The organism is Paraburkholderia hospita, assembly GCF_002902965.1.
GTDB lineage: Bacteria > Pseudomonadota > Gammaproteobacteria > Burkholderiales > Burkholderiaceae > Paraburkholderia > Paraburkholderia hospita.
The window spans coordinates 2,881,244-2,894,861 of sequence record NZ_CP026106.1 but is presented as its reverse complement, the minus strand read 5'-3'; the positions used below and the strand labels follow the sequence as shown (position 1 = coordinate 2,894,861).

Here is a 13,618-nt window from a genome sequence, read left to right as displayed (position 1 = left end):
CTACGGCCTACACACAGTTTGCCACCTGGGCGGCCGTGGAATATCTGGCGCGGGGTGCTGCAACGCGGGTGCGTGAAGCGGGTGAGGCGCACCGCAAGAGCGCTGGCAACGAACGTGGGTCACGTGGTCGCCGCGTGAAGCGTAAGACCCTTTGGGAGCCCTCAGGCAGGAAGAAGAATTGGCGGTGTTAGCCGCTTTCTTTTGCCTACTTTTCTTTGCGGCGGCAAAGAAAAGTAGGTGCCGCCCCGCACAGGGGCGACGCTTGGAGCACGAAGGCGAAACGCGGATGCCAGCGGAAGGGCTAGAACAACCAAATTGGCCAATGCGAACGCATATGCCACCGGCAGACTAAAAAAACTCACCTCGCGAGAGAAGCCAAATCCCACCGTGGCTTCACGGTAAAAGCATAGTCATTACCAGCCTGCGCGGGCCAGCGTTCCAGCCGAAGCGCGCCGGCGAGCGCAATCATCGCGCCGTTATCAGTGCACAGCGAGAGGTCAGGATAGTGCACATGAAACCCGCGCATCTTCGCGGCAGCCGAGAGAGCCTCACGCAACTGCCGGTTCGCGCCAACACCACCCGCGACAACAAGCCGCTTGAGCTTGGTCTTCTTCAGCGCCGCGAGCGATTTCGCAGCCAGCACATCGACGGCCGCGTCGACAAAACCACGCGCCAGATCAGCCTTAGCCTGCTCGCACACATTGCTGCCAAGCTTCTTGACATGCGTCAGCACAGCCGTCTTCAGCCCGCTGAAACTGAAATCCAGGTCACCGGAATGCAGCATCGGACGCGGCAGCACGACAGCGCCCGGCGTGCCGAATTCAGCGAGACGCGACACTTCCGGCCCGCCCGGATAGCCGAGTCCAAGCAGCTTCGCGGTCTTATCGAAGGCTTCACCGGCGGCGTCGTCGAGCGTCTCGCCGAGCGTCTCGTAGACACCCACATCGGTGACGCGCATCAGTTGCGTATGACCGCCCGACACGAGCAACGCGACAAACGGAAACGGCGGCGGCTCGTCGACAAGCAGCGGCGACAGCAAATGCCCTTCCAGATGATGGATGCCGATAGTCGGCTTGTCCCACGCCATCGCCAGCGCATTGGCGATACTCGCGCCGACCAGCAGCGCGCCCGCGAGCCCCGGGCCCTGCGTGTAGGCGATCGCGTCGATGTCGCCGCGCGCGGCGCCCGAGCGCTCCAGCACCTCTTCGAGCAGCGGCAGCGCACGCCGGATATGGTCGCGCGAAGCCAGTTCCGGCACCACGCCGCCATATTCGCGATGCATCGCGATCTGCGAATGCAGCGCATGCGCGAGCAGCCCGCGCTCCGTGTCGTAGAGCGCGAGACCGGTTTCGTCGCAGGAGCTTTCTATGCCGAGAACGAGCATGATTCGACCGTCGATCGGGCGCCTGACGTGCCGCCCGAAACATCAGAAAAGGAACCTGAAAGTATAGCAGCGCAGGCAAGGTGCCGCCGGGCGCGCCCGGCGTGGCGGTTACAATGCAGCCCCATGGAATCCTTCGATATCGCCGTAATCGGCGCGGGCGCGGCGGGCATGATGTGCGCATCGGTGGCGGGGCAGCTCGGCCGGCGCGTCGTGCTGATCGACCACGCGACGCGGCTCGCCGAGAAAATCCGCATTTCGGGCGGCGGCCGCTGCAACTTCACGAATCTGTACGCCGGGCCGAACAATTATCTGTCGGCGAATCCGCATTTCTGTCGTTCCGCGCTGGCCCGCTACACGCCGCGCGATTTCATGGCGCTGCTCAAGCAGTACCGGGTGACGTGGCACGAGAAGCACAAGGGACAACTCTTCTGCGATCAGTCGAGCGATGCCGTCATCGACGTGCTCAAGAGCGAATGCGACGCGGGAAACATCGCGTGGCGCCGGCCGCTCGCCGTTGAGCAAGTGCGCCACGCCGATTCCGACGGCTTCACGCTGGACACACGCTCCGGCCCGATCCGCGCCCGCGCGCTGGTGATCGCGACGGGCGGTCTGTCGATTCCCAAAATCGGCGCAACCGATTTCGGCTACCGGATCGCGAAGCAGTTCGGTCACAAGCTGATCGACACGCGCCCGGCGCTCGTGCCTCTCACGTTCGCTCCCGCCGACTGGCAACCGTTTGCGGAGCTGTCGGGCGTGTCGCTGGAAGTGCATCTGGCGACGGGCGTGAAGAAAGCGGGCGGCGAGTTCGTCGAAGACCTGCTGCTCACGCATCGCGGGTTATCGGGCCCGGGCGTGCTGCAGATTTCCAGCTACTGGCAGCCCGGCGAGCCCGTGCACGTCAATCTGCTGCCCGAGCAGGACGCCGTCGCCGCGTTGCTCGACGCGAAAAGCGCGACCAAGCGCCAGATCGGCAACCTGCTTGCCGAATGGGTGCCCGCACGCCTCGCGCATGTCTGGTTGCAGACCCACGGCGTACCCGCCGATGCACGGCTCGCCGATCTGCCCGACAAGTCGCTGCGCCGGGTCGGCGAGGCGCTGTCGCGCTGGTCGCTCACGCCGAACGGCACCGAAGGCTACAAGAAGGCCGAGGTGACGCGCGGCGGCGTCGATACGCGCGAACTGTCGTCGGCGGGCATGATGAGCGCGCGCGTGCCAGGCCTCTATTTCATCGGCGAGGCAGTCGACGTGACGGGTTGGCTAGGCGGCTACAACTTCCAGTGGGCGTGGGCGTCGGGCGTGGCTGCCGGGCAGGCGGCAGCGGAATTCGCGGCTATCGGGTAGCCCGTAAAAACGGGCCCGGACGCCCGTCAAATCAGGGCTTGACACCTTTATACGATTGTGCGAAACAACTGCTATACTTTCCAATCTTTGCCAAGCTCCGTTATTGAAAGATGACGACGATCCGCTTAAAAGAAAACGAGCCTTTTGAAGTTGCGATGCGCCGCTTCAAACGCACGATAGAAAAGAACGGGCTGTTGACCGAACTTCGTGCTCGCGAGTTTTACGAGAAGCCGACATCCGAGCGAAAACGAAAGAAAGCAGCGGCAGTGAAGCGCCTTTTCAAGCGCCTGCGCAGCCAGCAACTGCCCAAGAAGTTTTACTGATTCAACGTGAAGTCGCGGCGCTCGTACGGTCTCTTGAGCGATAGCGAAAGCGGCGGCTCACACAAGGTGGCGGCGCGGGAGCATGCCGGCGCTTGCGGTAACCGGCCGCGCATGTGGCCGCTTGAGTGGCCGCTGACGCCGGGAGGCGCGGAAGGCCGCTTCGGTCCACGCTCCGCAAGGCCGTATCCAGGTGCACGGTTCACCGCGTATTTGGCACTAACCCGCTTGAGGAACGATCCCAAGCGGGTTTTTGCGCTCTGCGCCGCGTCTTCACCCGTATTTCAAACCCTCCACGCATTCAGGTGAACGATGAGTCTCAAAGTCCGAATCAGCGACGACATGAAAGCAGCGATGCGCGCGCGCGAAACCGAGCGTCTCGGCACGATCCGTCTGCTGCTCGCTGCCATCAAGCAGCGTGAAGTCGACGATCGCGTGGAACTGGACGACGCCGCCGTGACAGCCGTCGTCGACAAGATGATCAAGCAGCGCAAGGACTCGATCGCCCAGTTCGAAGCGGCTGGCCGCACCGATCTCGTCGACAAGGAAAAGGCCGAACTGGACGTGTTGGCCGCCTACATGCCCGCGCAGCTGTCGGACGCGGAAGTGGCAGCCGAAGTGCAGGCGGCCGTCGCGCAGGTCGGCGCCGCGGGTCCGCAGGACATGGGCAAGGTGATGGGCGTGCTCAAGCCGAAGCTCGCCGGCAAGGCCGACATGACGGCCGTGTCCGCGCAGGTCAAGGCCGCGCTGTCGACATAAGCCCCGTTTCGTTTGCCGCCGTGCGCGCGCCCCATTCCGGGACGGCGCGCATGGCCGGGTGTGTTGCGCACCCTTGCCTCATCCTTTTTAAGGCCGCGTCTGCATTGTGATCCCGCATTCCTTTCTGCAAGACCTGCTGAACCGCGTCGATATCGTCGACGTGGTCGGCCGGTATGTGCAGCTGAAAAAAGGCGGCGCGAACTTCATGGGACTCTGCCCGTTTCACAACGAGAAGAGCCCTTCGTTCACCGTTAGTCCGACTAAGCAGTTCTATCATTGTTTCGGCTGTGGCGCGCATGGCACGGCCATTGGTTTCCTGATGGAGCACGCGGCGCTTTCCTTTCCGGAAGCCGTCAACGAACTGGCGCAATCCGTCGGTCTGACCGTGCCGCAAGAGCCTTCGCCGATGCGCGGCGGCGTGGGAGCCGGCGGCGCGGGCGGTGGCGAAGGCTATGCGCCCGCCGTCTCGAAAGCTGTGACGACGGCCCTGTCCGACCTGATGACGACGGCCAGCGACTTTTATAAGACGCAGCTGCGCGGCGCGCCGAACGCGATCCAATATCTGAAGAAGCGCGGCCTGACGGGCGAGATCGCCAAGCGCTTCGGTCTCGGCTATGCGCCCGATGGCTGGCAGAACCTCGAAACGGCATTCCCCAACTATCGGGACGATGCGCTCGTCGAGGCGGGCCTCGTGATCGTCAGCGAGAAGTCCGACGCGCAGGGTCAGAACCGCCGCTACGACCGTTTCCGCGAGCGCGTGATGTTCCCGATCCGCAACGTGAAAGGCCAGGTAATCGGTTTTGGCGGACGCGTGCTGGACGGCGGCGAGCCCAAGTATTTGAATTCGCCCGAAACGCCTTTATTTAACAAAGGCAGCGAGCTGTACGGCCTGTTCGAGGCGCGGCTGGCGATCCGCGAACAGCGTTACGTGCTGGTCGTCGAAGGGTATATGGACGTGGTTGCGCTTGCCCAGCTGGGCTTCGAGAACGCCGTTGCGACGCTAGGCACTGCCTGCACGCCGATTCATGTGCAGAAACTGATGCGGCAGACGGATACGGTGGTGTTCAGCTTCGACGGCGATTCGGCCGGGCGGCGCGCGGCACGCCGCGCGCTCGACGCCTGCCTGCCGCATGCCGCCGACAACCGCACCATCCGCTTCCTGTTTCTGCCTGCCGAGCACGATCCCGACAGCTATGTCCGCGAATTCGGCACGGACGCCTTCGCGGAGCAGGTGCGCCGCGCGATGCCGCTGTCGCAGTTCCTGTTGAATGAAGTGCTGGCGGGCAAGGAGTTGGACCAGCCGGAAGGCCGCGCGCGGGCGCTGTTCGACGCCAAGCCGCTGTTGCAGATGCTGCCCGCCAACGCGTTGCGCGCCCAGATCATGCATATGTTCGCCGACCGGCTCGACGTGCCGTTCGAGGAAGTGGCCGCGCTATGCGAAGTCGACGCGCGGATCGCCGCCGTAGCACGCAGCGCGCCTGCCCGCAAAGACCGGCGCAGCGTCACGGGGATCGAGCAGCGGGCGCTGCGCAATCTGGTGATGCACCCGCGCATCGTCGCGGTGCTCGGCGAAGAGGAAGAGCAGGCGCTGCTGACGGTCACGCGGCACGGCGAACTGTTCGAGGAAGTGACGACGCATGCCCGTGGGTTGGGCGACACGGCCGAATTCCAGTTGCTGTCGGACCTGTTGCGAAACGGGGCTAACGCCCCCACCTTCGAGGAAATCTTCCGGGAAATTCTGGACTATGATGAAAACGTTCGGGATCTGCTGTTGAAGAATCCCGAAGACGCGACGGTCGCCGAGGAGCGCCGTGAACACGAGCGCCTCGCAGGGGAAGAATTGAAAGCGGCCATTCTGAAAATGCGTTACGACGCTTATAGCGAGCGGCTGGATCAATTGTCGCGTCAGTCGAGGCACACCCCGGAGGAGTTGCTGGAGTATCAGGAATTGAGCAGGACGTGCGCTGACATGAAGCGTCAGCGCGGGCAGTGAAAGGGAAGCGCTGAAAGGCCAAATGCTATAATTAAAAGATTTCAGCGGTTTTGTTTTTCTCCAGGCAAAGGCGATATAAGGCGATTGCAATGGTAAAGACTACAGGCGGAAAAAAGGCGACAGGCAGCGGCTCGGACGAGCCGAAAACGACCACCGGGGTCAGCGCAGCCGGGTCGGCTCCTTCCGTACCAAAAAAGTCTGCCGAAACCGCTGCTACGCCGGTTGCCCGGAAAAAAGCCTCGACCGTTTCGGCCGCGCGGGCGGCATCGGTGACATCGAAGTCGGTGGCGTCGGTCGCGAAGCGGCAGGGAGTCAGCAGCGAAAGGGAAGCGGATGTCGCGCAGGACGATGCGGCTCCCCGCGAGTCTTTGGTATCCACGGTTCAACCGGCTGTCGTCCAGCAGCCGGCAGTCGAGACTACAGCCGGTATGGCGAACTCCATGACGAAAAAGCTGAACGAAGTATCCGTCGATGACGACGCATCCCCGAGCGAAGAAGCAGCCGCCGCAACTCCCGCTACGGGCAAGGTCGAAAAGGTCAAGGCACGCGACCGCCGCGCAAAGGAGAAGGCGCTGCTCAAGGACGCGTTCGCGTCTTCGCAGCCTGGCACCGTCGAGGAGCTCGAAGAGCGCCGCTCGAAGCTGCGTGCGCTGATCAAGCTCGGCAAGGAGCGTGGCTTCCTGACCTACGGCGAAATCAACGACCACCTCCCGGACAACTTCACGGAAACCGAGGCGATCGAAGGCATCATCAGCACGTTCAACGACATGGGTGTCGCCGTCTACGAACAGGCGCCCGATGCCGAAACGCTGCTGCTGAACGACAACGCCCCCAACGCTTCGTCGGATGATGAAGTGGAAGAGGAAGCAGAAGTCGCGCTGTCCACCGTCGATTCCGAATTCGGCCGCACGACCGACCCGGTGCGTATGTACATGCGCGAAATGGGCACGGTCGAGCTGCTCACGCGCGAAGGCGAAATCGAAATCGCCAAGCGCATCGAAGACGGCCTGAAGCACATGGTGATGGCCATCTCCGCCTGCCCGACCACGATCGCCGACATTCTCGCGATGGCCGAGCGTGTCGCGAATGAAGAGATCCGCATCGACGAACTGGTCGACGGCCTGATCGACACGAACGCCGAGGACACAGACGGCTTCTCCGAACAGGAAGCCGAAGCGATCGAGAACGAGGAAGAAGAAGAGGCAGAGGCGGACGAGGAAGAAGAGGAAGACGACGACGGCGCCGCGCAAGCGACGGCCAACGCCGCCCAGCTCGAAGAACTGAAGCGGATGTCGCTCGAGAAATTCGCGATGATCAGCGAATGGTTCGACAAGATGCGCCGCGCGTTCGAAAAGGAAGGCTACAAGTCGAAGTCCTACCTGAAGGCGCAGGAAACCATTCAGGAAGAGCTGATGATGATCCGCTTCACCGCGCGTACGGTCGAGCGTCTGTGCGACACGCTGCGCGCGCAGGTGGACGAAGTGCGTCAGGTCGAGCGTCAGATCCTGCACACGGTGGTCGACAAGTGCGGCATGCCGCGTGCGGAGTTCATCGCGCGTTTCCCGGGCAGCGAGACGGACCTCGAATGGGCCGACAAGATCGTCACCGAGAATCACGCGTATAGCGCGATCCTGTCGCGTAACGTGCCGGCCATTCGCGAGCAGCAGCAGCGTCTGCTCGACTTGCAGGCGCGTGTCGTGCTGCCGCTGAAGGACCTGAAGGAAACCAATCGCCAGATGGCGGCGGGCGAACTGAAGGCGCGTCAGGCGAAGCGCGAAATGACCGAGGCGAACCTGCGTCTCGTGATCTCGATCGCGAAGAAGTACACGAACCGTGGTCTGCAGTTCCTGGATCTTATTCAGGAAGGCAACATCGGCCTGATGAAGGCCGTGGACAAGTTCGAATATCGCCGCGGCTACAAGTTCTCGACGTACGCAACGTGGTGGATCCGTCAGGCCATTACCCGTTCGATCGCGGACCAGGCGCGCACGATCCGTATCCCGGTTCACATGATCGAGACGATCAACAAGATGAACCGCATCTCGCGTCAGATTCTGCAGGAAACCGGTCTCGAGCCGGATCCGGCAACGCTGGCCGAGAAGATGGAGATGCCGGAAGACAAGATCCGCAAGATCATGAAGATCGCGAAGGAACCGATCTCGATGGAAACGCCGATCGGCGACGACGACGATTCGCATCTGGGCGACTTCATCGAGGACAACAACACGGTCGCGCCGGCCGACGCCGCGCTGCACGCCAGCATGCGCGATGTCGTGAAGGACGTGCTCGATTCGCTGACGCCGCGCGAGGCGAAGGTGCTGCGCATGCGTTTCGGTATCGAAATGAGCACGGACCATACGCTCGAAGAAGTCGGCAAGCAGTTCGACGTGACGCGTGAGCGTATCCGCCAGATCGAGGCGAAGGCGCTGCGCAAGCTGCGTCACCCGAGCCGCTCGGACAAGCTGAAGTCGTTCCTCGAAGGAAACTGACCGAACCTGTTTGCTGGCCGTAACACGTGGCACTACGTCAGGGCTTCCCGATGGCTTTGTTCAGCGAAGCGATCCCGGAAGCCCTGTTTTCGTGTAGTATGTCGGCCAATCGACAGACAGGCCCGGCCTTCAGACCGGGTCTTTTTGTTGGTTTTCTCCAGCTTCCGTTGCGAAGCATCGTTGGGCCGGACGCCGTGCTGGTTGCAGGCAGCGGACTCATAATCCGCCTCCGAAAGGACACCGTGGGTTCGACTCCCACCCGGCCCACCAACATTCCCCAAAATTTCGAAGTTCGCCGCTGTGTGTACCTGCCTGACAGGACACGGGGCGGGCTTGCGTCTTCATGCTGGCTGCCAGCAAAATTGCAACATAACAAGCAGCGGCTCCCGCTCCAATAAACGAAGCGGCTGTCCGAACCAACAGGGCCGCCTGTTATGCTTTCTGTCATCCCCATGCCGCTTTGCATCATGGGTCGGCCTATCTGAATTCGCCATTACGCCAGCTTTCCGATGTCTCAATCCGCGAACCTCGCAGAAGTCCTCACTTTGGCCGAAATTATGTCGCGCAGCGACGAGAAAACCTTCGCACGCGGCAAAGCCTATTTCCATGGCGGCAAGGTATCGCGCCTCGAGGAGAAAGACGGTGGCGTGCGCGCAATCGTGCGCGGCACTGAACCGTACAACGTCGAGCTGACCACTCGATATGGCGGACTTACGTGCTACTGCGATTGTCCCGTAAGCCGGGCCGCGAGCTTTTGCAAGCATGCGGTCGCCGTCGCGCTGTCCTGGCTAGAAAATTCCGGCACGGAGGTGTTCCAGCCCGATGAGGAGACACAACCGAAAAAGCCGCGCAAGAAGCGAAAGACCTACGCGGAACAGGTTCACGAATATGTGGCGTCACTGGATGCGGACGCGCTTCGAACCTGGTTGATGGAAGCGGTCGAGCGTGACGTGGCGCTTCGCGACAAGCTGTTGCTGGCTGCGCGTTCGGCTAATGCAAGCGATTTGCCGGGCATGAAATCCGCTGTCCGGCAGGCGACGCGCGTCAGGCGCGCGATGCACGACTGGCGGGAGGTCGCCGAATATTCAGAGGGTCTGTTTTCGTTGCGCGACGTACTGAGGGCGCGGCTCAACGGACCCAATGCGGCCGACGTCGTCGAACTCGCTGAACTCGCGATTGACGAGGCTGAGAGCAGCCTGGAGCGAATGGACGATTCGAACGGCTATGTGTTGCCAGCTATCAACGAACTCGCGGCCATCCACCTCGAAGCGTGCGAGCGGACCCGCCCCGAGCCGGAAAAGCTCGCGGAGCGGCTTTTCCGCTTTCAGCTGGAGGGCCAGTGGGGCACGTTTCACGACGTGTTTCCGGCTTACGCCGAGGCGTTAGGCGATGTGGGGTTGCGGATCTATCGGGAACTGCTCAACGAACAATGGAGCGAGCTTCCGGCGCTTGCTACAAGCAACAGCGCCTACGCGTACGACTCGCGGCGCTCGAAAGTCACTCACGCGATGGCCGCTCTCGCAGAGTTCGACGGAGACGTCGACGCACTGATTCGCATCAAATCGAAAGACTTGTCGACCTCGTATCAATTCCTGCAGGTGGCATCGCTTTGCCGGGACCATGGCCGCTTGGATGAAGGGCTCGCATGGGCAGAACGTGGCATCGAAGAATTAAAAAAGAATTTCGATCCAGAACTGTTGGCGTTCTGCATCGATGGCTATCTGAGTCGCGGTGATGTCGACAAGGCAGATGCATATGCATGGCGGCGTTTCGTATCCCACACCGGCGCCCTCGCGTTCAAAGCCCTGCTGAAGGTTGCGACCGCGACAGGCAAGCATGACGAGACGCGGCAGCGCGCGCTCGAACACATGTGGGATTGCGTCGGGAAGGAGGAGGCTGGGAAAGCGAAGCGCAGCATATGGGACACGACGACGCGTACCGAACTGGTCAAGGTCTATCTGGCCGAGCACGACAACGAGGCTGCATGGAACGCGTTTACCGGCGGTCCCGTCGCAACGCAGATAGTTCAACAGATGGCGGCCGTGCGTGCCGTGACGCATCCGCGCGATGCCCTTGTTATTTATCACAATCTGCTACCCGGCACTGTTGCAAGAGGTACGGGAGCGGCGCAATACAAAGACGCATTCGAAATCGTGCAGGCCATCGCCGCGCTGCGGGGCAAACTCGGTGAAGACGCGCAATTCGCTGCTGAACTTGACGAGATTCGCCGTACCTATCGTGCAAAGCGTAACTTCATGGTATTGCTCAACACGTTATCCTGACTGCGCTGGGAAAGCGTTCATCCGTACCAGGGCAGCCCCGAACCAACCGAAAGCATGCAAGCGCCCAGCGCCACCGTCCCCATCTCCCTCGTCAACGGCTTTCTCGCCGCCGCCGACGCGCAGCCCGACGTCATGCAGCGCTATCTCGAGCAAGCCGGGATCACGCCCGAACTGCGCAGCGCAGCCGGCGCACGGGTGACGGAAGAACAGTTTTCCATGCTCTACCGCACACTCGCGATCGAACTCGACGACGAAATGCCCGGCATCTTCAGTCGCCCGTTTCGCAGCGGCACGCTGAAGTTTCTTTGCCTCAGTCTGCTCGACGCACCCAACCTCGAAACCGCGCTGCATCGTTTCGGCCAGTTCTTTCATATCGTGCTCGACGATTTCCACATCGAGTCGCGCCGCGACGACCTGATGGCGCAGGTCGAACTGCGTCCTAACCCTGCGTATGGCAGCATCGGCCCGCTCGGCCAGGAACTGATGCTCAAACTCGCGCATGGTGTGTCTTCATGGCTGATCGGTCAGAAAATCCCGCTGCTGCAGGTCGATTTCGCGTGTCCGCAACCGCCGCATGCATTCGATCACCGCTACTTCTTCTCCGGCCCCGTGCGTTTCGGCTGCAACGCGACGCTGATGCGTTGCAGCGCGGCGTTTCTCGACATGCCGATCCGCCAGAGCAAACGCAATCTGCGCAAATTTCTCGCCCGTTCGCCTGGCGAGTGGATCTTCGAAACGTTCAGCGAGCAGCGAGTCAGCCATCGCGTGCGGCAGTATCTCGCGGGAGAACTGCCGGACCTGCCGACCATCGACCAGGCCGCCAAAAGCCTGCATTGCTCGGTACGCACGCTGTGCCGGCGTCTGTCGTCGGAGGAGACGACGTTTCAGCTGCTCAAGGACGAGCTGCGGCGCGATATCGCGATCCAGCGCCTCACGGACACGCAGGACACGATCGCCGTGATCGCCGGCGATATTGGATTCGACGATCCCAGCGCCTTCCACCGCGCATTTCGCCACTGGACGGGCAGCACGCCGGGCACGTATCGGCGGCCCTTACAGGCGGGGTAACCCACGGGTGGGTGGGATCTACCCCCCATTCGATGTGGCCAGGTTTGTCAGTACGCGGGCCGGTTTGGACAGCCGAATCGCCGGAGATACCGTTACGATCGGCAGGTATCGTCACCGCTTGGCCTTCGCTTCTATCGGGCGCCGTGGCAGTGATCCATTGAACGCCTGATTGGAAGATCGACCATGAGTTATATCGCCCCCGTAAAAGACATGCTTTTCGTGCTCGAGGAATTGAGCGGCATCGACGACATCGCGAAGCTGCCCGGCTTCGAGGAAGCGGGTCTCGAGACGGCACAAGCCGTGCTTGAAGAATCCGCGAAGCTGTGCGGCGAAGTGCTGGCGCCGCTGAACGTCGAAGGCGACAGGAATCCGAGCAGCTGGAAAGACGGCCACGTCACAGCGACGCCCGGTTTCGCCGATGCGTTCCGCCAGTTCGCCGCGGGCGGCTGGCAGGGCGTGCAGCATCCCGTCGAATACGAAGGCCAGGGCCTGCCGAAGCTGATCGCGACGGCGTGTATCGAGATGCTTAACGCGTCGAACCTGTCGTTCGCGCTGTGTCCGCTGCTGACCGATGGCGCGATCGAGGCGCTGCTCACGGCGGGCACTGAAGCGCAAAAGCAGACCTACGTGCCGAAGCTCATCTCGGGCGAATGGACTGGCACGATGAATCTCACCGAGCCGCAAGCCGGCTCCGATCTCGCGCTAGTGCGCACGCGCGCCGAGCCGCAGGGCGATGGTTCTTTCAAGCTGTTCGGCACGAAGATTTTCATCACGTGGGGCGAGCACGACATGGCGGACAACATCGTCCACCTCGTGCTCGCACGCACGCCGGATGCGCCTGAAGGCGTGAAGGGCATTTCGCTGTTCGTCGTGCCGAAGTTCCTCGTCAATGAGGATGGATCGCTGGGTGAGCGCAACGACGTGCACTGCGTGTCGATCGAACACAAGCTCGGGATCAAGGCGAGTCCGACGGCCGTTCTTCAGTTCGGGGATCATGGGGGAGCCATCGGTCACCTGATCGGTGAAGAGAATCGCGGCCTCGAATACATGTTCATCATGATGAACGCGGCGCGGTTTGCGGTCGGCATGCAGGGCGTGGCCATATCGGATCGTGCGTACCAGAAGGCCGTCGCGTACGCGAAGGACCGCGTGCAGAGCCGGCCAGTGGACGGTTCCGCCAAGGAGGCCGTATCGATCATTCAGCATCCCGACGTGCGTCGCATGCTGTCGACGATGCGCGCGCTCACGGAAGGCTCGCGCGCATTGGCGTACGTCGCGGCGTCGCACAGCGATCTCGCGCATCGCCATCCCGACGAAGCGAAGCGTGCGGAACATCAGGCGATCTATGAATACCTGGTGCCGATCGTGAAGGGCTGGAGCACGGAGCTATCGGTGGATGTCGCGAGCCTTGGCGTGCAGGTGCATGGCGGCATGGGCTTCATCGAGGAAACGGGCGCGGCACAGTACTATCGCGACGCTCGCATCCTGCCGATTTACGAAGGCACGACGGCCATTCAGGCGAACGATCTCGTCGGGCGCAAGACAGTGCGCGACGGCGGCGCAGTTGCAAAAGTACTGCTTGCGCAGATTGCGCAGACGGTCGAAGCACTGAAGCAGCATAAGGGCGCAGCGTTCGATTCGATGCAAAAGCACTTGTCACTTGGACATGATGCGTTGCAGTCGGTCGTGGCGTATGTCGTCGCGAATACGAAGAGCGATCCGAATGCAGTGTTCGCAGGCAGCGTGCCGTATCTGAAGCTTGCGGGCATTGTGCTGGGCGGCTGGCAGATGGCGCGCGCAATGCTCGCAGCGCAAGAGAAACACGCGCAGGATCCGTCGTTCTACGGCGCGAAGATCGCGACCGCGCAGTTCTTCGCGGAACATCTGCTGCCGCAGGCGGTGGCGCTAGAAGCGTCGATCACGAGCGCGAAGGGCGGCGAGGGCTTCCTCGCGCTGTCCGAAGACCAGTTCTAAACCCGCAA

Annotated in this window: 10 protein-coding genes and 1 tRNA gene; 9 read left to right on the top strand and 2 right to left on the bottom strand. The window is 62.0% G+C overall.

The window, feature by feature from the left end:
• Positions 1 to 358: 358 nt before the first annotated feature.
• Entirely contained in the window at positions 359 to 1,384 is a 1,026-nt protein-coding gene (tsaD, locus tag C2L64_RS31585) for a tRNA (adenosine(37)-N6)-threonylcarbamoyltransferase complex transferase subunit TsaD (RefSeq protein ID WP_009771558.1), read from the bottom strand.
• A gap of 123 nt (positions 1,385 to 1,507) precedes the next feature.
• Here tsaD and C2L64_RS31580 point away from each other — a divergent pair, with 123 nt between their 5' ends.
• The 4 genes from C2L64_RS31580 to dnaG all read left to right on the top strand — a co-directional run bounded on the left by C2L64_RS31580 (position 1,508) and on the right by dnaG (position 5,797).
• Positions 1,508 to 2,725: a BaiN/RdsA family NAD(P)/FAD-dependent oxidoreductase gene (locus C2L64_RS31580; RefSeq protein ID WP_009771559.1), complete on the top strand. Its 1,218-nt coding sequence runs from the start codon at positions 1,508 to 1,510 to the stop codon at positions 2,723 to 2,725.
• Between the two features lie 110 nt (positions 2,726 to 2,835).
• Entirely contained in the window at positions 2,836 to 3,048 is a 213-nt protein-coding gene (gene rpsU / locus C2L64_RS31575) for a 30S ribosomal protein S21 (protein ID WP_007748291.1), read from the top strand.
• A 309-nt stretch (positions 3,049 to 3,357) separates the two neighbouring features.
• On the top strand, positions 3,358 to 3,804 hold the full coding sequence (locus C2L64_RS31570) for a GatB/YqeY domain-containing protein (protein ID WP_009771560.1): 447 nt from the start codon (positions 3,358 to 3,360) through the stop codon (positions 3,802 to 3,804).
• Between the two features lie 106 nt (positions 3,805 to 3,910).
• The gene (gene dnaG, locus C2L64_RS31565; protein WP_009771561.1) at positions 3,911 to 5,797 is read left to right on the top strand and encodes a DNA primase; all 1,887 of its coding nucleotides are present in this window, start codon (positions 3,911 to 3,913) and stop codon (positions 5,795 to 5,797) included.
• A 31-nt stretch (positions 5,798 to 5,828) separates the two neighbouring features.
• Here the strand turns inward: dnaG and C2L64_RS55095 are convergent, their stop codons facing one another.
• Positions 5,829 to 6,176, bottom strand: a complete 348-nt coding sequence (locus C2L64_RS55095) for a hypothetical protein (RefSeq protein WP_009771562.1) — start codon at positions 6,174 to 6,176, stop codon at positions 5,829 to 5,831.
• Positions 6,177 to 6,237: 61 nt separating this feature from the next.
• On the opposite strand from C2L64_RS55095, the gene rpoD reads away from it, so the two are divergent.
• The 5 genes from rpoD (at position 6,238) to C2L64_RS31540 (ending at position 13,610) form a co-directional block, all read left to right on the top strand.
• Positions 6,238 to 8,286 (top strand): RNA polymerase sigma factor RpoD, encoded by a 2,049-nt coding sequence (gene rpoD, locus C2L64_RS31560; protein ID WP_009771563.1) that lies wholly within the window; start codon positions 6,238 to 6,240, stop codon positions 8,284 to 8,286.
• A gap of 182 nt (positions 8,287 to 8,468) precedes the next feature.
• Positions 8,469 to 8,556: transfer RNA gene (locus C2L64_RS31555), tRNA-Ile, on the top strand.
• Between the two features lie 239 nt (positions 8,557 to 8,795).
• Positions 8,796 to 10,568, top strand: a complete 1,773-nt coding sequence (locus tag C2L64_RS31550) for an SWIM zinc finger family protein (protein WP_039903069.1) — start codon at positions 8,796 to 8,798, stop codon at positions 10,566 to 10,568.
• 54 nt (positions 10,569 to 10,622) lie between these two features.
• The gene (locus C2L64_RS31545; RefSeq protein ID WP_007748278.1) at positions 10,623 to 11,636 is read left to right on the top strand and encodes an AraC family transcriptional regulator; all 1,014 of its coding nucleotides are present in this window, start codon (positions 10,623 to 10,625) and stop codon (positions 11,634 to 11,636) included.
• A 183-nt stretch (positions 11,637 to 11,819) separates the two neighbouring features.
• Complete coding sequence (locus tag C2L64_RS31540) at positions 11,820 to 13,610, top strand: acyl-CoA dehydrogenase (RefSeq protein ID WP_103153733.1); 1,791 nt, start codon at positions 11,820 to 11,822, stop codon at positions 13,608 to 13,610.
• Positions 13,611 to 13,618 lie beyond the last annotated feature (8 nt).